Here is a 19,377-nt window from a genome sequence, read left to right on the forward strand (position 1 = left end):
CATTATTTTTATGCAATTAAATACTTTCTCCATCTAGATATTCAACAGACAAATCCACCACTTTTTGATCTATCCTTTCCCCATTAATTCTTTTTAATAATAGTTCTGCAGCTATTTTACCCATTTCAATTCTTGGAGTATGTATCGATGCTAATCTTGGATTCATATATTGACCGATTTGATGCCCATGAAAACCAACAATAGCGATTTGTTTAGGAATTTCAATACCCATTCGTTGACATTCAAGCAGTACTCCTAAAGCCAAATCATCGTTAGTACTAAAAATCCCATCAACGGCAGGAAACTCTTTTAAAATTTGGTGTAAAAAACGTGCGCCAAGTTCATAAGAGGAGGCTTCTTTAGTCGCTAACGTACGCGGCGTTAACCCTGCTTCTTGCATAGCTTTTTCATAGCCTTTTTGCCGAATGATGCTACGTTGATCTTGCCTTGCACTAAAATAAACAATATTGCGACGCCCTTTTTCGATCATGCGATGAATCATATTTCGGGTTGCAGTAAAATTATCAAAACCAACCGCCATATCAATACACGGTGATACACTATCCATAATTTCAACTACAGGAACGCCCGAAATTTCGATCATTTTTAATGTGGCAGGATTATGGATTCTTTCAGTTAAGATTAATCCATCAATATTATAAGAGAGTAACGAACGAACACGTTGCTCTTCTTTATCGACATTGTACCCTGTATGAGTAATCATGGTCTGATATCCTTTGGCATCAGTAACCATCTCAATTCCTTTTAAAATATCAGCAAAAACTTGGTTGGTTAACGATGGAAACACAACCCCAATCGCATTACTTTTTGCATTTGATAACATATCAGGTGCTTTATTAGGGATATAACCAAGCTGTTCGATTGCTGCTGAAATCTGAGACTGTAGTGGTTTAGACACTAAATTAGGATCGCGTAAATATCGACTCACTGTCATTTTACTTATGCCAATTAAATTAGCAATTTCTTGCAAACCAGTTCGCCGTTTTTTACTATAACTCATTACTGTTTTTCCGGAAGTTGTGGCTGCCAATCAATCGGGGTTTTACCCTGTTTTATAATAAGATCGTTTGCCTTTGAGAAATGCTTACAACCCAAAAAGCCACGATGTGCAGATAATGGTGATGGGTGCACAGACGTTAAAACATGATGTTTTTGCCGATCGATAAATTGCCCTTTTTTTTGAGCGGGTGATCCCCACAATAAAAATACAACACCTTCAAGATATTTATCAATTGCCGCAATAACATGGTCAGTAAACGTTTCCCAACCTATTTTAGCGTGGGAATGAGCTTGTCCTGCTTCAACAGTTAATACCGTATTTAATAAAAGAACACCTTGATTTGCCCAAGAACCTAAATAACCATAAGAAGGAATTTTAAAACCCTCAATATCCGTCGAAAGCTCTTTATAGATATTAAGTAACGATGGGGGTGGTTTAACGCCAGGTAGTACTGAAAACGACAAACCATGAGCTTGATTTGGTCCATGATATGGATCTTGTCCTAATATCACGACTTTAATGTCATTAAAAGGCGTAAAGCGAAATGCATTAAACACATCATGCTGTGGAGGGTAAATCACTTTACCTTTAGCTCGTTCTGATGCGACAAATTGCATTATTTGTTGAAAATAAGGTTTATCTTTTTCCGATCCAATGACATCATGCCATGTTAATTGATTACTCATACAATACCTATATTATTATTTCATATGGCTCAACAACATTATCAGCCGATAACATTAATTATACCTAAAAATAATAATAAACCTAACAGTAATCAAGTACGTTTAATCTAAATAAACACGCTTAAAAATTCAGTCAAACATAAATTAGACATAACTTGTTCGTATAGTATCAATATTTAACGATCTTTTTTGTAATAATCCAAGTTTATGAATTAAGATCTGAAATTTGGATTTATTAATAATCTGATTAATTTTATTAATGAGTAACACACTCATCATCAAAGTAATCATCCCAAAGGGATTAATGATATTTATGGTTTATTGGTAATGTGTATACTTGGATGAATAAGATAAAATATACATAAAATCATATTTGTATTGATAAGCGTATTGCTATTGATAAAAAATTATTAAATGATAATAGGCTAGGTGTGGCATTAAAATTTACTTTTACCTTAAGGGAACCACTTAAAATTGAAGTAAAAAATACCGTTTTTAAGGCAACTTGATTTACTTAACTTATTAATCATCGTTTTATTACTTGTAAAGTATTTTAATACAATTGAATAATAATATCTTACATATCAATAAGTTGATTAGTTTAAAAAAATTATTAATCATTTTTTATCAAAGGTATTACTTATCGAATTAATAGCTTTTTTTGACTTTAATCAAAACTTGAAAGTGCTATATTAACCTTAATTATTTTAGGGCAATAAGGCCCCGTTAGGAGGATTTAAAAATGATTACAGGTATCCAAATTACTAAAGCAGACAATGCAGCACTTCTTAACTCTTTCTGGTTATTGGACGACTCAACAAAAGAAGCTCGTTGTGTAGCTGCAAAATCAGTTTATAAAGAAGATCAAGTTATCCCAACTGCAGAACTTGGTCAATTCGAATATCGTGAAGTTCCATTAGATGTTGCTCCAACTATCAAAGTTGAAGGTGGTCAACACTTAAATGTGAATGTTCTTCGTCGTGAAACTTTAGAAGATGCTGTTCAACATCCAGAAAAATATCCACAATTAACTATTCGTGTTTCTGGTTATGCAGTTCGTTTCAACTCATTAACTGCTGAACAACAACGCGACGTTATTGCTCGTACATTCACAACTAAAATGTAATTTTAGTTTATTATCGAATGATTAAAACCCAGCTTATGCTGGGTTTTTTTTATGAAAAAACAAATTTCTTTGTTCTAAACTAGTCTACCCAAGCTAAATACTCCATCCAAGCAGGATCAAACTCACAGTCGATTTTTACTGATAGATCTTGATATTGATTTAATATATTTTGAATTATTTGAGTAGCACGATGTTTATCTTCTACATACCAAAGCATAGTTCTTGTTGCTTGGTGTAAAGAATTTTGGGCATGAATGCCTTTCTTATTTTCACGGAAAGCGGCGCTAATGGCATCTTCTATATCGTAAACCAACGATAAGGTCTCTTTACAATCTAGTTCTATACTCAGATTAAGTCCATAACCATAATTAATATCACAAGCCAATGCATTAGCCGTCTCGTTACGCTGCACTAAAGTCGTATCATCAGGATCATCTTTACTTGCCAATTCGAATACAAACAATTGATCTTCACTTTCAGAAATAGGAAAAATACCGGTGTGTTTTAAATCATTTTTCCAGATATCATCAAATCGTTTAGCAAACTCTTCAGCCGTAATACTATTAGTATCAAGCATTGTGTCGACAAAATTAATTGATTGCACTTTTATAGCTAAGTCGTACTCCCCTAAAAGATGATCCAAAATGACTAAAGCTAATGTTTGTGCATAATTTATTTGATCTTTGGCGATTGGTTTAGCAAACATTAAATCCAAAGCAATTTTTCGATGATCTTCATGATATTGAATCAATAAATCTGATGCCCCCAATGAAAAAGAGGTACCATTAAAATTTATTTCAAAATCAGAAATTTTATTAGCTCGTTGTCGAAATGCCTCAATTTCAAATAGATCTAAACTAGGTGCTAATTTAACAATTTCTACTACTAGTTCAAAACGTTCAATTTTACCTTCGGCAGTAAAGATAATTTTATGTTTTTTTACCTCTCCCCCCATAATTTCGGCAATAACGTCTAATTGGTTTTCACTTAACAAGTTATTGAGCTTTTCCATTAAATCTAAGGGTTGCAATTCACTAAGCGGCTGTTCTGACTGTTTAACTTTATTCCAAAAGGATTGGATAGCTATTTTGAGGTTATCATCTGGTGTTGATTGTTGAGGAATGACTTCATTTTGTGGTCGCAATTTTTGCCAAAGTTTTTTTAAAAACATAAAAAAATCCTATAGATAAAAGTGATTAAAATTATGTACAAATAAAAATAATATGTAATTCAATATACTACATCAATTTAATTTTGAACAACATCGATTATCTACGTTTGATACAAAATATTGCACAAAATTTAGCTATCAAGAATTAACAAAAAAACATTTAAAAATGAGGGTTTATTGATATGAACTAGATAAATAAAAATGGCGAGGTAGTTTTTCTGCCTCGCCATTTGTACATTATTGAAAATTATTAGCCAAAAAACTTTTTCACTTTATCAAAAAAGCTTTTTTCTTTTGGACTATGCTTAGAACTTTTATCGGCTTTAAAACTTTCGCCTAATTCTTTTAACAACTCTTTTTGTTTACCCGTTAAATTAACAGGAGTTTCAACCACAACATGACAATACAAATCACCCATTGTACTACCGCGTAATGATTTGACACCTTTACCACGTAATCTAAACATTTTTCCTGTTTGTGTTTCGGCCGGTATCGTTAAACTAACTTTACCATTAAGTGTTGGTACTTCAACTTCTCCACCTAGTGACGCCAATGCAATATTAATTGGAATTTCACAATGTAAATTATTACCATCACGTTCAAAAATACCATGTGGTTTAACTTGCACTTGAACATATAAATCACCAGCTGGTGCACCGTTTAAGCCTGCTTCACCTTCACCGGAAAGTCGAATACGATTACCCGTATCCACCCCCGCAGGAATAGTTACAGAAAGTGTTTTTGTTTTTTGGATACGACCTTCGCCATGACACTTTTTACAAGGATTTTTAACCACTTTGCCTCGTCCATGACAAGTTGGACACTCTTGCTGTACGGCAAAGAAACCTTGGCGCATTTGCACAACCCCTGCACCATGGCAAGTTTCACAGGTAACAACATCTGATGCCTTTTCTGTACCTTGACCATGACAAGTATCACAAGTAACCCATGTTGGTACTTTTATTTCTTTGCTGACACCCGCAGCGGCTTCTTCAAGTGTTAAGGTAATATTGTATTGCAGATCAGCACCACGTGATGCGCTTTGCGCTCGTCCGCCACGACCACCACCAAAGAAATCACTGAATATATCATCAAATGCTGAACCACCACTAAAGCCGCCGAAGCCACCAAATCCACCGGCACCCGCTCCTGCACCACCGCCAAAACCTTGCTCGAAAGCAGCATGCCCATATTGATCATAAGCTGCTTTTTTCTGCGCATCGGTCAAAACTTCATAAGCTTCTTTCACTTCTTTAAATTTTGCTTCTGCTTCAGCTTTATTATCCTGATTTTTATCAGGATGATATTTCATGGCAAGGCGTTTATAGGCTTTTTTTATTTCAGCTTCAGTGGCACTTTTACTTACGCCTAATGTTTCATAATAATCTTTCTTCGCCATAATTTACCTTTATTTTTATTTATTACATAAACAACTAAACGGGCTTGAGTTACCTCGCGCCCGTTTAATGTGTTACATGTTTAAAACTCGTTGAAATAACTCATTAAAAAACACAGCGGTTAATGCTTATTTTTTATCATCATCAACTTCTTTAAAGTCTGCATCAACAACATCGTCTTGCGCTGTAGAGCTACTTCCAGCTTGATCTGACTGTTCTGCCTGACCTTGTTGCTGTGCTAATTCAAGCAATTTTTTAGATGCTTCCATTAATGCATTAATTTTCGCTTCGATTTCAGCTTTATCTTCACCACGCGCTGCAACTTCTAATGCACTCACTGCATCTTCAATGGCTGTTTTATCAGCAGCTGGTAATTTATCGCCTGCATCAGACACTTGTTTACGTGTTGAGTGAACAAGGTGATCTGCTTGGTTACGAATTTGAGCTAACTCTTCAAACTTACGGTCAGCTTCCGCATTCGCCTCAGCATCATTTACCATTTTTTGAATCTCTTCTTCACTTAAACCAGAAGAAGCTTTAATAGTAATATTTTGTTCACGTCCTGTGTTTTTATCTTTTGCTGATACATGTAAGATACCGTCAGCATCAATATCAAATGTTACTTCAATTTGTGGCATACCACGCGGTGCAGCTTGAATACCATCAAGATTAAACTGACCTAATGATTTGTTATCACTTGCACGTTTACGTTCACCTTGTAACACATGAATGGTTACCGCTGATTGATTATCTTCAGCTGTTGAGAACACTTGACTATGTTTAGTTGGGATAGTTGTGTTTTTCTCAATCAAGGTAGTCATCACACCACCCATTGTTTCAATACCTAAAGATAATGGTGTTACATCAAGTAATAACACATCTTTAACATCACCACCAAGTACACCACCTTGTACTGCTGCACCTACTGCTACAGCTTCATCAGGGTTAACATCTTTACGTGGTTCTTTACCAAAGAAGTCAGCAACCGCTTTTTGCACCATAGGCATACGAGTTTGACCACCGACTAAAATAACATCTTTAATATCAGATACTGATAAACCAGCATCTTGTAGTGCAGTTTTAACCGGATCCATTGAGCGTTTTACTAAATCTTCAACTAATGATTCAAGTTTAGCGCGTGTCACTTTAATATTTAAGTGTTTTGGACCTGATGCATCAGCAGTGATATATGGTAAGTTGATATCAGTTTGTTGTGCTGATGATAATTCAATTTTCGCTTTTTCTGCCGCTTCTTTTAAACGTTGCATTGCAAGTGGATCATTTTTAAGATCGAATCCTTGTTCACGTTTAAATTCATCAACTAAATAGTTAATTAAGCGTGAGTCAAAGTCTTCACCACCTAAATGAGTATCACCATTAGTTGCTAATACTTCGAATGTTTTTTCGCCATCAACATCATCAATTTCGATAATTGAGATATCAAATGTACCACCACCAAGGTCATATACAGCAATAGTGCGGTTACCTACATCTTTATCTAAACCGTAAGCAAGTGCAGCGGCTGTTGGTTCGTTAATAATACGTTTAACATCTAAACCAGCAATACGACCCGCATCTTTAGTTGCTTGACGCTGTGCATCATTAAAATACGCTGGAACAGTGATAACTGCTTCAGTTACTGGCTCACCAAGATAATCTTCTGCGGTTTTTTTCATTTTCTTCAATACTTCAGCAGAGATTTGCGGTGGCGCAATTTTTTGACCTTTGACATCTACCCATGCATCGCCATTATCAGCTTTAACAATTTTATAAGGCATAATAGCAACATCACGTTGTACTTCGGCATCATCATAACGACGACCAATTAAACGTTTAATTGCAAATAGTGTATTTTGTGGATTGGTTACTGCTTGGCGTTTAGCGGGTTGACCAACTAAAATTTCACCATCTTGTGTATATGCAATAATTGACGGGGTTGTACGATCGCCTTCGGCGTTTTCTAATACTTTTGCTTGACCATTGTCCATTACTGCAACACATGAATTTGTTGTACCTAAATCAATACCAATAATTTTACCCATAATCTTTTCTCCTCAAAACCTGTATTTTATTTCTTGTATATAAGTCTTAAATATTTATTTTCAAGAGCTTATTTTTCACAAAGAAATGTTATTGTTTCCACATAAATGGGAACATTATTATCAATATCAAGGGGGAAAAAAAATTATTTTTTCTTAAATCTTGATTATCAGCTTTTCTACACTTATTATTGCCGCTCTTTTTTATTATGATAATTATTTATAGGATCCTTATGGAACAAACTAAACTTGCAAACCCAGGTCCACTTGGCTTGATGGGATTTGGCATGACCACCATTTTATTAAATATTCATAATGCAGGATTTTTCCCTGTGATGACAGCAATCGTTTCTATGGGTATTTTTTATGGTGGGCTTGCGCAAGTCATTGCTGGAATTTTAGAATTTCGCAAAGGTAACACGTTTGGTACAACTGCATTCACCTCTTATGGTTTCTTTTGGATTGCATTAGTGGGAATTTGGTATTTACCAACATCACCAGCAACTGCACCAACTGATGCAACTTTTGTCGGTATTTTCCTTGCGTTATGGGGGATTTTTACCGCTTTCATGTTTATAGGTACCTTAAAAGCTAATCGTGCATTACAATTTGTTTTTGCTAGTTTAACGATTTTATTTGCTTTATTAGCAATTGGTAACATTTGTGGCAACCATGACATTATTCATATAGCTGGTTTTGAAGGTATTATCTGCGGAGCTAGCGCTATTTACCTTGCCATGGCCGAAGTACTTAATGAACAATATGGTCGTACAATTTTACCAATTGGCGCGCCTAAAGGTGCTGCACATTAATAATATTAAGTCGTCATGCAATGACGAATAAGCGAGTAATAAAAACGGGGGTATACCCCGTTTTTTTTATAAAAAATTACTCAATTAATGAATTATTTAGTGTGTTTGGTGAGTAAAGCCTTGCATACATTTACAAGAGATTGAGTATGCTTGGTGATTATTTGCTCTGATAGATAATTATCTTTTGAAGAGCTAGCATTCTTGATAAGAATTTTACTATCTTGATCGATATTACCAGATGTAATCATTAAGTAGTTGGTTAATTGTGTTGCCATTTCACCAGAATGAAAAGTCACACCATCTAAAGTTAGCATTGATGTTTTCGGTTTTAAAAAAATTAAATCATCCCCATTACCAATACTATCGATAAAAATAAATTTTTTATCTTTTATTTGTTCCGAATAGCTTTCTAACATTTTTAAACCATATTGGCCACCATTACCATCGTCGTATAAAACAAACGCAATTTTTTTCTTTTCTTTTTTATCAAACTTATGAATTAAATTAATAATTGTAATAATACTTGAAGTATTACAAACAAAATTCTTTTGATTGGGAATGCCATTTTTGTATTTTAAAACAATAAAAAATAATAAAATGGTCGAAATAATCGACAATATGCCGGAAATACTAAAAAATCCCTCAAATTGAATTTTAGGAATAAAAACAAAGTAATTTAATATCAGTGACGCGATAAATAAGATAATAATAGGTAAAATACCTACAAAATAACCTAATTTACTAAATTGAGGCGTGAATGCGTATTTTTTCTGAAGATTAAAATTTTTAATACCTGTATCATAATAAGTACAAATAATTAATTCAGCATTATTTAAATCACCAATATAAGCATTGTAATAATTTTCATATCGTCTTGTTGCTAACTTTAATTTTGCTAATTTGGCTTCAACACTATAACCTAATTGAATCAGTTCTTTCGATATTACTCTTAAAAAAGTAATTTTCTCTTTAGACGTAAATCGTTTACCAAAAATGACACAATATCTTAGTACAAGGTCTTTAAATTTATCCATTTTTAATCATTATTTGAATTTAGAAAAACTGTTAGTGCGATTTATCATTCACACTAACAGCGAAACAAATAGATAATATTAAAATGATGATTATCTATTGAAGATGTAAGTTTAATCAATAATCATCTTCGTTTTGAGATTGGGCTAAATTAGCCATATTGCCAATAGCTTCTTGAATATTTTCTTGTCCTGCCTCAATAGACTCTTTTGCTAAATCCAGTAGTGATAATGAATCCCTATTACATACAGCATTAATGACCATTGGCAAGTTCATACCGGTAATTATCCGAACATTCATACCTAATTTTTCCCACTCAGGCAAACATCGCATTGATGCGTTATAAGGCGAGGCACCAAACAAATCGACAAAAATTAATACACCTTTACCACTATTAAGTGACTTTGAACAATTAAACAAATCGGTTTTTAATTGATTAATATCTTGTCCTGGATTGAGCGATAATGATGCAAATTTATCTTGTTCGCCAACAATCATTGTGACACTATCTTTAATCCCTTCAGCCATCTTGCCATGACTAACTAATAATACACCTATCATATTATTTTCCTCGATTATTCAAACATTTTAATCGCTTCACTTAACGTTACTTTTTTCAAAGAAGGGGTTGCTTGAAAATAGATATCCATATTGGGATAGCTGTTTTGTAAATCGATTAGCAAATCAAGTTGTTGTTTATTAATTGATACTTCTTTAATTATTGACGTTGCTCCCGGTACAAGTGGTAAACCTCCAATATTAAGATTGGTTATTGGCACGCCCGCTTTAATAATTTTATACATGACTTCAATATTTTTAGTAATCAAAATAACATTAAAATCATCATACTGGCGATCATTCCAATATCTTACTGCACCATCTTCTTTTAATACTCTTATTTTATGTCCTGTACTGGCACCAGCACCTAAAATAATATTTTTAGTAAACTCATCATTTGCAGAGTAATCATCAGCTACAAACAACGCATTTGCTCCGGCTGCTTTAGAAACATTAGTGGCAACTTGACCATGAATAAGGCGACTATCTACGCGCGCTAAAACGACTTTTCCCATAATTTAACCTCTATATTTTTTAACTTTATAAAATGCCAATAGCTGCTAATACACCGAGTATTACTGTTAATCCAACTAATGCTTGAGTTACCTTTAATCCTTTCTTATAAAAATAGAAATATAATCCCATCACAACCATAAGTGGCAAAACACCAGGCAAAATTTTGTCCAACGTGTCTTGGATCACAAAATCTTTGCCTGATAAAGTAAATTTTAAACTTGATGATACTTTAATATAACTAGCAGCTAAAATACCCATCATGAACAACCCTAAAATGGATAGTGCTTCAATAATCATCTGCATTTTATTACCAACAACTTCAGTTGCCGCATTTCGACCTAATTTAAAGCCTAACTGAGCAAAATAATACCCCACAAAAAGTTGATAGATAACAAAAGCAAAGAAAGGAAATAAAGCACCGATTGCTAGACCTTCTTGAGCCCAAGGTAGCGCAATGGCTATGAAGATATACTGAATGGTTCCTGAGTCAATCGCGTCACCAATTCCCGCTAAGGCCCCCATTAAACCCGCTTTGGTATTATAAAGTACATCATTATCAATACTGATCGATTTTTTCTGATAAACTTCATCAGCTCTTACAGATTCTAATGAAGCCATAATGCCTGAGATAGTGCCGCCTCCCCAGGTTATCTGAGTATTAAAAAACAGCAAATGTCTTTGGTAAGCAGCAGCTAACTCACTTTTTGATTTATATAATTTTTTAAGAATTGGCATTAATCCCCACATTAAAGAAGCAGCTAGATAACGGTCAAATGAGTGTGGGATCTCATTAGCATAATACCACCGTAACCAAGCAAAAGTGATATCTCGTTTAGTAATTGCCTCTGGTTTTAGATCGATACTTTCTTGTACTATTTGTGTCATTATAAAATTCCTCTTTCTGATCTATTAATCAAATAGTTACAGATTAATAATCATCATCATCAATTTGATTGTTATTATTTGAATTACTTCTTGGTTGATCTGCGACAGAATTAACTGCTTCACTTTTTGCTAGAACAAAAATAAATGCAATGATAGCGCCAACAATCGCGTAAGTGACCATGGTGATATTAAGTGGTTTTGCCATTACAGCCATAAAATACGCAAGTAAAAAGAAAATAATGTAACTTTTTTTACCAATAACATAGATAGTTAATGCAATACCAACAGCAGCAAGTCCGCCACCAATAACATTAAGAATGTGGAAAACTAATCCCCCTGCATTTGTTTTAATAACATCCGCAATAATTGGTGCACCAAAATACAGTGCTACAAACATAAATGGGACGAAAAGAACAAAGCTACAAATTATTGGTAGTATGATGATTGATAAAGTTAGACCAGAGCTATTTGCCTCTTGTGCATACTTTTCAGTTAATTTCATAATCATCGTATTAAAGAAAAATCTTAACTGATATAGGTAAGATCCCAATAATCCAACAGGCACTGCAACAGCAACTGCGGCAGTTGGTTCCATTTTACCCAGTAAAGCGACAGGAACCGCAACGGCTGTTGCTATAGCGGGTTCTGATGGCATTTGCCCGCCTGGTGAAAAAACGCCCATGTAGATTAGCTGAATAGCTGCTGTGGTTATCATGGCATTATGAATATCATTAAAGACAATACCGACAATTAAACCCGTCATCATCGGTGTAAATCTGAGTGTCAAAGTTGCGCCACCTAGTCCGCGAGACATAACCATCGCAACCCATATTGAAATAATAGCGGCTTGTAGAAATGTAACATGCATATCTTGCATATCTAAACTCCTTGATATTGTTATTATCAATTAAACTTTAAAATAACCCCTTAAGAAACAACGGATTGCAATTGTAAATTATTGACAAAATTTTCTACATCCTGCACACATTTTTCACCCATACCTTGTAAACATTCAATGGCATAAGCTGAAGTATGAGGTGTGACAAGCACTTTTGGATGCTGGACTAAGGGATTATCGTTATATGAAGGTTCAACGTACATTACATCTGTTGCATGTCCTGCAACAATACCACTATCTAGGGCGTTAATTAATGCACTTTCGTCAATCAATTCGGCTCGTGCGGTATTTGTAATATAAACACCTTTTTTCATCAAAGAAAATTGAGGTTGTTTTAAAATATGGTAGCTTGTTTCGTTTAATGATGCATTTAAAGAGATGATATCAGCATTTTTTAGCAAATAATCTAACTCAACAATTTCAATATTGTGTTTACTCGCCCATGTTTTGTTAACCTTAGGATCAACAACCAGCAATCGAGCATTAAAACCGTGTTTAAATATCTCTGCTACGCGGCTACCAATATTCCCACATCCTATAACACCAACAGTTTTACCCGTAACATTGATGCCTAGAAAAGAGGCTCTTTTTTTCCATTCATTTGCCTTAACCGCAGCTTGAGATTGAACTGTTTGTCTAATTAATGCTAATAAATTAGTCACAGCATTTTCGGCAACCGCATCACGCTCCACTAAAGGCGGCACAATAGTGACGATAGTTCCATGCTCTTTAGCTGCTACAACATCAACATTATTAAAGCCGATGCCATGGCGTGAAAGTAGGAGTAGAGGTTGTTTTTTATTATCAAAAAACGCCTTGTTAAAAAAGGGTCTAACACTTGCTATAACAATATTGAATTCTTGCAATGCGTCGGCGAGTTCTATTCCGGGAATATTATTTTCGAAAGTAAAATGTTTTACTTCACCAATTTTTTCTAATCGTTTTAAATGATCAGGAAAATATTTTCCAAAACTACTTGAGTTGATTATTGCAATTTTATAATTTTTCACTCAATGCTCCTAATTAATCATACACCCTTACGTATTAATTATCGGAAAATAAAGATAATTTACTTTCCAAACAGCCATAATGTGACTGGTAACATTTAGTATAGTTTATAAGATTTAGAAAAAAGTGAATTTAGATCACAGATTTAATAAAAAACTTTTCTATTAAATAGAGCCCAAAAACCAGAGATATTGGAAAGCCAATAAAACCATTTTTGATAAAAATCTTAATGCAATTTAATCGATCAATTATCAAATTAACCAATCCAATTGAATCATACTGAAAATGAGTATCGGTAATAGAAATAATTAATCACGGCAGGTGAATGATAAGATCCCGAACAGATAGGACCATAAAGAAAGCATTTAGACTTCACTGAAAATAAAAAAGGGCATATAGCCCTTTTTATAATTAACTCAGATAAATAAGCGAGTATTTAAATTTGATATATTACTTTTTATAAGCATCATTATGCACGCCTATCGCAGCACGACCTGATGGATCATTGAGGTTTTTGAATGATTCATCCCACTCAATCGCTTTTGCAGTTGAACAAGCAACAGTTGGACCACCCGGTACACAGTGAGCAGCACTTTCAACTGGGAATAATTCATCAAAAATTTCACGATACATATATGCTTCTTTTGAAGCTGGTGTGTTATACGGAAAACGGAATTTAGCATTTGCTAATTGCTGGTCAGTAATTTTACTTTCAGCAATCTCTTTTAATGTGTCAATCCAGCTATAACCTACACCATCAGAAAACTGTTCTTTTTGACGCCAAACAACAGATGCGGGTAAATAAGACTCAAATGCTTCACGGACAATATGTTTTTCCATTTTGCCGTTGCTGCCACACATCTTATCTTTAGGGTTAATACGCATAGCCACATCTAAGAATTTTTTATCCAAGAATGGAACACGAGCCTCAACACCCCATGCTGCCATTGCTTTATTAGCACGAGCACAATCATACATATGAAGTGCCGCTAATTTACGAACCGTTTCTTCATGGAACTCTTTGGCGTTTGGCGCTTTATGGAAATACAAATAACCACCAAATACTTCATCGGCACCTTCACCCGATAAGACCATTTTAATGCCCATCGCTTTAATTTTTCTAGCCATCAAATACATTGGTGTAGAAGCTCGGATGGTTGTTACATCGTAAGTTTCAATAAAATAAATCACATCACGAATAGCATCAATACCTTCTTGAATAGTAAAGTTAATTTCGTGGTGAACGGTACCAAGATGGTCAGCAACAGCCTGTGCAGCTTTAAGATCAGGCGCGCCTTTCAAGCCAACAGCAAATGAATGCAATTGTGGCCACCAAGCTTCAGATTTTTCATGATCTTCAACCCGTCTTGCTGAGAATTTTTTGGTAATAGCTGAAATAACCGAAGAATCAAGTCCTCCAGAAAGTAGTACGCCATAAGGTACATCAGACATAAGATGGCTTTTAACCGACTCTTCTAATGCTACACGAAGTTCGTTAATGTCAGTTTTATTATCTTTGACATTTTCGTAATCCATCCAATCGCGTTTGTAATAAGTTTTGATTTCACCTTCAGTGCTTGATAAATAACTGCCCGGCGGGAAAGCTTCAATTGTTTTACAAACTGGGACTAATGCTTTCATTTCAGAAGCGACGTAAAATGTACCATTTTCGTCATAACCCATATACATAGGGATAATACCAATATGGTCACGACCAATAAAGTAAGCGTCTTTATTAATATCATAAAGAACAAAAGCGAACATACCTTGTAAGTCATCAAGGCAATGAATGCCTTTTTCTTGATACAGGGCAAGGATCACTTCACAGTCTGATCCTGTTTGAAATTCATAACGATCTTTGTACTGATTTCGGAGTTCTTGATGATTATAAATTTCGCCATTAACTGCTAAAACTAATGTTTTATCTTTATTATAAAGTGGCTGGGATCCAGTATTGACGTCAACAATTGATAAACGTTCATGAGCAAGAATTGCTTTATCAGAAGCAAAAATACCAGACCAATCAGGTCCACGATGACGCTGTAGACTTGATAATTCTAGTGCTTTTGTTCGTAGTTGTTCTGGATCTGATTTAATATCAAGAATACCTAAAATCGAACACATTGATTTTCTCCATTTAAAATCGCATACGCGATACTATTACAAAATAAAAAACTAACTATATAAAAAATTCACACCATTGTTATTAGTAAAATAAGGTATGTCAAACTATCTGTTTAACAGCATACACATTATTCATACACAATTAAAGTACAATGTGATTATACTTTTCCTATTACTGCGAAAAGCTAAAAATTATTTTTTTAACCAGCGACCTTGTTGCTTAATATATTGCCCTGTTGGGGTTTTCTCTTGGGCTTTACTACCCGCTCTTTTTTCAACTTCACTTAAAGACACATTAGTTTCAGCAGAGACTTTTTGATATTGTGCTTTACGAGCCTGGTTAATTAATTGAGCAATTTCACTTGCATTAGCTTCATTTTTAACTACACCTAAATAACCATCATCTTGCTCACCGACAAAACCTTGTGCTTTAGCTTGACTCAATGCATCCATTGCTTGATCTAAATTTAATGCAAAAACGGAAAAAGATAAAACCATCGACAATAAAACACATGATACTTTTTTATAGATTGTCATAACAACCCCCTAAACAATTACATCATAATTTATTAAATTGAATATAAATAACAAAAGTTATTGATATACCATATTAGATTTTTATTTATTATTTTTAAAAATGCCAATCAAACACTAAAATCCAATCATTTAATATAAGCCAGATTTATTAATAATATTATCTAATGCTTTATCAACTTTAATATTAATTTGGTGATCTATCTTTACATTTAAATTAATATTAATAGGTTCACTTGGCGCTTCTACTTTAACTGTAGGTGAACATCCACTTAATATAGTGGCAAATATCACCATTGCAATAACATTTCGTAGCATAAAATAACCTCTTATTTAAAAGATTCCTTCTTTAAATGTGCTTCAATACGTTGACGAATCGGTTCACTAATGTGATCTGATAATTGTAAGCTCATCAATAATTTAACAATATTTTCTTGTAGATTGATATTTAAATTAACGGCTTTGCCTTTTTTTATTTTTGGATTTTTGCCTTGAATGTTAATCGCTAAATTTGCTATTTCATCAGCATAATTAACACTAGCCGCAAGTTTAGTATATTCAAAATTTTGTAACACATTGGTGACTAATTGCATGTTAGGATTGTTTTTTGCATAATCTTGCAATGCTGAATTATTAAATGCTAAATACCCTGATGCAGTTGTAGCAAGTTCACCGTTTTCAATAGAGACATTATACCTATTATTATTTGCTGTTGAAATCTGAGTTATTTTGATTGGTAACATACCATCAATAGATCCTTCACCTTTAAGTCCCTCAACCGGATAAGTGGTTAAGATATCTTTTAATTGGATTGCTTTTAAATAGACTCTGATAGTTTGCTTAAGTTTATTGAAATTTATTGTGCTATTGTTAACCAAAATTTTTCCAGAAAAAAGCTTGGACTCAAAGCGATGCCAACTTAATTTTCCTTTGCTTATGGCTTCAAAAGATGCTAAATATTCTCCGGCAAATTTTACATTTTCAAATAATATGCCGACATTCACATTTCGTATTTTTGTATTAAATGTTTCAATCAAGAATTTATTATCTTTAACTAAAAGTTGCCCACCACTTGATGCTGATTTAATTTCAACATTATCATAAATACCATCCAAATTTTGGATATTGAATCTTCCATCAATTATGACATCTTCAATATTGACTGGAATTTTAGATTGCATTGCAAAATTAAGTGTGCCATTAAGATTAGCTAACATTATGTTGGGTGAAATATTTACTTGCTCTGCATTTATTGTCGAGTTACTGACATTGAGTGAAAGGCGATCATTTTTTAGCCAGCCATTAAAAAGAATCGTTATTTTGGCATTTTTTATATCAGCTTGATTTAAGATAGTATTAAATTCAGCAGTGGTTATATCCACTCGAGATTCAGCACGATTTAACAATAAATTAGCTGAAAGTTCACCACTATAATTTTTATTGAATGAGGCGTGAAGTTGCAATGAATCTAGCTGCTTTTCGACACTAATTTTAATATCAATAAGTTCATTTTGTTGCTGATAAAAACGTAATGAATCAATATGTATTAATTTTGGAAGCCATGCATAAAAACTAGCGAAATTGGAAAAGGGGCTATCTGATTGTTCAGTATGACTTTTATCATCTATTGGCAATGAATCTGTATCGATTTTACTTTGATTTGCTTGCCAGTAAATTTCTAAATCTGTTGCCGATAAATTCGACCATGAAAATTTTAAATTTTTACCGGTAATTGTCAGTTGAGATTGTTTAGTTAGGGTCAGTTCATCAAAACATAAACCATTAAAACTAATACTCATACCTCGCCAATCAACTGTAAGGCCGAGTTCTTGTTTTAAAGTCTGCCAATACCACCATCCAAATGAACTAAATAATAGCACAATGAGTAATAGAAAAGATGGGATCGAATAACGCTTCTTTAAACGTACCATTTAATATTCCTAACCCATAACATTCATTGCCGGTTTTGCCGGCAATGATAATTAAATCACACTGATGTCTGTTCTCGTTGAGCAATATAAGCAAGCGCTTTATCTATGCGCGCTAAAGTACGTTTTTTACCTACAGCAAAAACGGTTGCATCAACCGATGGAGATTGACCAATACCCGTTACAGCAACGCGTAATGGCATACCCACTTTACCCATACCAACCTCAAGCTCAGTTGCGGTTGCTTCAATAGCATGATGAATTTTATCAATTTGCCAATCAAAATCAGCAATCGCCTCAATTTTCGCTTTAATCGTTAATAGTGGCGCTTTAGCAACTGGGCGTAGGTGTTTTTTAGCTGCATCAGCATCAAAATCATCAAAATCTTGATAACAATACGCACATGACTCAGCCATCTCTTTCAAAGTTTTACAACGCTCAGCAAATAATTTAATTATGGTTATAAGATCAGGACCTTTACTTAAATCATAGCCATGTTGGTTCATATGCCAAACTAAATGCTGCGCAACATAATCGGCATCCAAATGATTAATATAATGATGATTCAACCAAAGTAACTTTTCGGTATTAAATGCACTAGCAGATTTACTTACTGCATTTAACGAAAATAAATCTATCATTTCAGATATTGAAAATATCTCTTGATCGCCATGTGACCAACCAAGACGCACCAAATAGTTGAGTAATGCTTCAGGTAAATAACCATCATCACGATACTGCATCACACTTACTGCACCATGACGTTTTGATAATTTTTGCCCATCGTCACCTAAAATCATTGAGACATGCCCGTACTCAGGAAGCGGTGCACCTAATGCTCTAAGAATATTAATTTGACGAGGCGTATTATTAATATGATCTTCACCACGTATAACATGCGTAATTTGCATATCCCAATCATCAACAACTACGCAAAAATTATAAGTAGGTGAACCATCAGTTCGGCGAATGATTAAATCATCAAGTTCTTTATTGGCAATTTCAATTGGACCACGGATTAAATCATTGAAAACAACAACACCATCAACCGGATTAGCAAAACGCACAACATGCGGCTCATTATGATTATGCTGTTGTTGTACAGCATCACAACGACAATGCCCATCATAACGGGCTTTTTCCCCTTTTGCCATCTGCTCTTCGCGTAGTTTTTCTAGACGCTCTTTAGAACAATAGCAACGGTAAGCTGTCCCTTTGGCCAACATTTCGTCAATAACTTGATTATAACGATCAAAACGCTTTGTTTGGAAATATGGACCTTCATCCCATGACAATTTAAGCCAATTCATACCATCCATAATAGCTTCAATCGCTTCTGGTGTTGAACGCTCAAGATCAGTGTCTTCTATACGTAAGACAAATGAACCTTTGGCATGGCGAGTATAGAGCCAAGAATAAAGTGCAGTACGAGCACCACCAACATGTAAATAGCCTGTTGGACTTGGCGCAAAACGAGTTTTAATTTTCATGAAATAATCCTAATAATAACAAAAGTAAGCTTGGTCATGAAAACTCAAAACCAACGCTTTTTTTCTCTAATTCGACCCAATCAGTCAATAGAATAACTTTTTGATATAAATTCAGTTTAGTTGCTTATTCTAGCATGGTAAAAGGTTTCGGC

General features: G+C 34.2%; 18 protein-coding genes. 2 read left to right on the forward strand and 16 right to left on the reverse strand.

The genetic code is table 11. The features are described from left to right. Nucleotides 1-16 precede the first annotated feature (16 nt). Complete coding sequence (gene gntR, locus A9G09_RS01690) at nt 17-1,021, reverse strand: gluconate operon transcriptional repressor GntR (RefSeq protein ID WP_065633187.1); 1,005 nt, start codon at nt 1,019-1,021, stop codon at nt 17-19. Further along, entirely contained in the window at nt 1,021-1,707 is a 687-nt protein-coding gene (gene ung, locus A9G09_RS01695) for a uracil-DNA glycosylase (protein WP_065633188.1), read from the reverse strand. Before ung ends, gntR begins: the two co-directional genes overlap by 1 nt. A 742-nt stretch (nt 1,708-2,449) precedes the next feature. On the opposite strand from ung, the gene grcA reads away from it, so the two are divergent. Then, nucleotides 2,450-2,833 (forward strand): autonomous glycyl radical cofactor GrcA, encoded by a 384-nt coding sequence (grcA, locus tag A9G09_RS01700; protein WP_065633189.1) that lies wholly within the window; start codon nt 2,450-2,452, stop codon nt 2,831-2,833. 79 nt (nt 2,834-2,912) lie between these two features. Here the strand turns inward: grcA and A9G09_RS01705 are convergent, their stop codons facing one another. The 3 genes from A9G09_RS01705 to dnaK all read right to left on the reverse strand — a co-directional run bounded on the left by A9G09_RS01705 (nt 2,913) and on the right by dnaK (nt 7,443). After that, on the reverse strand, nt 2,913-4,004 hold the full coding sequence (locus tag A9G09_RS01705; protein WP_065633190.1) for a DUF695 domain-containing protein: 1,092 nt from the start codon (nt 4,002-4,004) through the stop codon (nt 2,913-2,915). Between the two features lie 250 nt (nt 4,005-4,254). Further along, entirely contained in the window at nt 4,255-5,403 is a 1,149-nt protein-coding gene (dnaJ, locus tag A9G09_RS01710; protein ID WP_065633191.1) for a molecular chaperone DnaJ, read from the reverse strand. 126 nt (nt 5,404-5,529) lie between these two features. Then, nucleotides 5,530-7,443, reverse strand: coding sequence for a molecular chaperone DnaK (dnaK, locus tag A9G09_RS01715; RefSeq protein ID WP_065633192.1), 1,914 nt, complete (start codon nt 7,441-7,443; stop codon nt 5,530-5,532). 230 nt (nt 7,444-7,673) lie between these two features. On the opposite strand from dnaK, the gene satP reads away from it, so the two are divergent. Then, nucleotides 7,674-8,252, forward strand: coding sequence for an acetate uptake transporter (gene satP, locus A9G09_RS01720; protein ID WP_065633193.1), 579 nt, complete (start codon nt 7,674-7,676; stop codon nt 8,250-8,252). Between the two features lie 92 nt (nt 8,253-8,344). On the opposite strand, the gene A9G09_RS01725 is transcribed toward satP, so the two are convergent. The 11 genes from A9G09_RS01725 to gltX all read right to left on the reverse strand — a co-directional run bounded on the left by A9G09_RS01725 (nt 8,345) and on the right by gltX (nt 19,225). Beyond that, nucleotides 8,345-9,286: a hypothetical protein gene (locus A9G09_RS01725; RefSeq protein ID WP_065633194.1), complete on the reverse strand. Its 942-nt coding sequence runs from the start codon at nt 9,284-9,286 to the stop codon at nt 8,345-8,347. 115 nt (nt 9,287-9,401) lie between these two features. Continuing rightward, a complete protein-coding gene (locus A9G09_RS01730) occupies nt 9,402-9,845 on the reverse strand; it encodes a PTS sugar transporter subunit IIA (RefSeq protein WP_065633195.1) in 444 nt (147 codons plus the stop codon). A 14-nt stretch (nt 9,846-9,859) separates the two neighbouring features. Continuing rightward, the gene (locus A9G09_RS01735) at nt 9,860-10,357 is read right to left on the reverse strand and encodes a PTS sugar transporter subunit IIB (RefSeq protein WP_065633196.1); all 498 of its coding nucleotides are present in this window, start codon (nt 10,355-10,357) and stop codon (nt 9,860-9,862) included. A 25-nt stretch (nt 10,358-10,382) separates the two neighbouring features. Continuing rightward, complete coding sequence (locus A9G09_RS01740; RefSeq protein ID WP_065633197.1) at nt 10,383-11,243, reverse strand: PTS system mannose/fructose/sorbose family transporter subunit IID; 861 nt, start codon at nt 11,241-11,243, stop codon at nt 10,383-10,385. A gap of 43 nt (nt 11,244-11,286) precedes the next feature. Next, nucleotides 11,287-12,120, reverse strand: a complete 834-nt coding sequence (locus tag A9G09_RS01745) for a PTS sugar transporter subunit IIC (protein ID WP_065633198.1) — start codon at nt 12,118-12,120, stop codon at nt 11,287-11,289. Between the two features lie 50 nt (nt 12,121-12,170). Next, entirely contained in the window at nt 12,171-13,151 is a 981-nt protein-coding gene (locus A9G09_RS01750) for a D-isomer specific 2-hydroxyacid dehydrogenase family protein (protein ID WP_065633199.1), read from the reverse strand. A 448-nt stretch (nt 13,152-13,599) separates the two neighbouring features. Next, nucleotides 13,600-15,273, reverse strand: a complete 1,674-nt coding sequence (gene asnB, locus A9G09_RS01755) for an asparagine synthase B (RefSeq protein WP_065633200.1) — start codon at nt 15,271-15,273, stop codon at nt 13,600-13,602. Between the two features lie 192 nt (nt 15,274-15,465). Beyond that, the gene (locus A9G09_RS01760) at nt 15,466-15,810 is read right to left on the reverse strand and encodes a YdbL family protein (RefSeq protein WP_065633201.1); all 345 of its coding nucleotides are present in this window, start codon (nt 15,808-15,810) and stop codon (nt 15,466-15,468) included. Nucleotides 15,811-15,939: 129 nt separating this feature from the next. Then, entirely contained in the window at nt 15,940-16,125 is a 186-nt protein-coding gene (locus tag A9G09_RS01765) for a YnbE family lipoprotein (protein ID WP_065633202.1), read from the reverse strand. Between the two features lie 11 nt (nt 16,126-16,136). After that, the gene (locus A9G09_RS01770) at nt 16,137-17,738 is read right to left on the reverse strand and encodes a YdbH domain-containing protein (RefSeq protein WP_065633203.1); all 1,602 of its coding nucleotides are present in this window, start codon (nt 17,736-17,738) and stop codon (nt 16,137-16,139) included. 56 nt (nt 17,739-17,794) lie between these two features. Continuing rightward, nucleotides 17,795-19,225 carry a glutamate--tRNA ligase gene (gene gltX / locus A9G09_RS01775; protein WP_065633204.1) on the reverse strand — a complete coding sequence of 477 codons (1,431 nt, stop codon included), beginning with the start codon at nt 19,223-19,225 and terminating at the stop codon, nt 17,795-17,797. Nucleotides 19,226-19,377 lie beyond the last annotated feature (152 nt).

Origin of the sequence: Gilliamella sp. wkB292 (assembly GCF_001690235.1) — a bacterium.
Lineage (GTDB): Bacteria > Pseudomonadota > Gammaproteobacteria > Enterobacterales > Orbaceae > Gilliamella > Gilliamella apicola_F.

Bases quoted from the DNA above. Each gene is read 5' to 3' on its own strand.
- gntR (WP_065633187.1), bottom strand. From the start codon at position 1,021: ATGAGTTATAGTAAAAAACGGCGAACTGGTTTGCAAGAAATTGCTAAT.
- ung (WP_065633188.1), bottom strand. From the start codon at position 1,707: ATGAGTAATCAATTAACATGGCATGATGTCATTGGATCGGAAAAAGAT.
- grcA (WP_065633189.1), top strand. From the start codon at position 2,450: ATGATTACAGGTATCCAAATTACTAAAGCAGACAATGCAGCACTTCTT.
- A9G09_RS01705 (WP_065633190.1), bottom strand. From the start codon at position 4,004: ATGTTTTTAAAAAAACTTTGGCAAAAATTGCGACCACAAAATGAAGTC.
- dnaJ (WP_065633191.1), bottom strand. From the start codon at position 5,403: ATGGCGAAGAAAGATTATTATGAAACATTAGGCGTAAGTAAAAGTGCC.
- dnaK (WP_065633192.1), bottom strand. From the start codon at position 7,443: ATGGGTAAAATTATTGGTATTGATTTAGGTACAACAAATTCATGTGTT.
- satP (WP_065633193.1), top strand. From the start codon at position 7,674: ATGGAACAAACTAAACTTGCAAACCCAGGTCCACTTGGCTTGATGGGA.
- A9G09_RS01725 (WP_065633194.1), bottom strand. From the start codon at position 9,286: ATGGATAAATTTAAAGACCTTGTACTAAGATATTGTGTCATTTTTGGT.
- A9G09_RS01730 (WP_065633195.1), bottom strand. From the start codon at position 9,845: ATGATAGGTGTATTATTAGTTAGTCATGGCAAGATGGCTGAAGGGATT.
- A9G09_RS01735 (WP_065633196.1), bottom strand. From the start codon at position 10,357: ATGGGAAAAGTCGTTTTAGCGCGCGTAGATAGTCGCCTTATTCATGGT.
- A9G09_RS01740 (WP_065633197.1), bottom strand. From the start codon at position 11,243: ATGACACAAATAGTACAAGAAAGTATCGATCTAAAACCAGAGGCAATT.
- A9G09_RS01745 (WP_065633198.1), bottom strand. From the start codon at position 12,120: ATGCAAGATATGCATGTTACATTTCTACAAGCCGCTATTATTTCAATA.
- asnB (WP_065633200.1), bottom strand. From the start codon at position 15,273: ATGTGTTCGATTTTAGGTATTCTTGATATTAAATCAGATCCAGAACAA.
- A9G09_RS01760 (WP_065633201.1), bottom strand. From the start codon at position 15,810: ATGACAATCTATAAAAAAGTATCATGTGTTTTATTGTCGATGGTTTTA.
- A9G09_RS01765 (WP_065633202.1), bottom strand. From the start codon at position 16,125: ATGCTACGAAATGTTATTGCAATGGTGATATTTGCCACTATATTAAGT.
- A9G09_RS01770 (WP_065633203.1), bottom strand. From the start codon at position 17,738: ATGGTACGTTTAAAGAAGCGTTATTCGATCCCATCTTTTCTATTACTC.
- gltX (WP_065633204.1), bottom strand. From the start codon at position 19,225: ATGAAAATTAAAACTCGTTTTGCGCCAAGTCCAACAGGCTATTTACAT.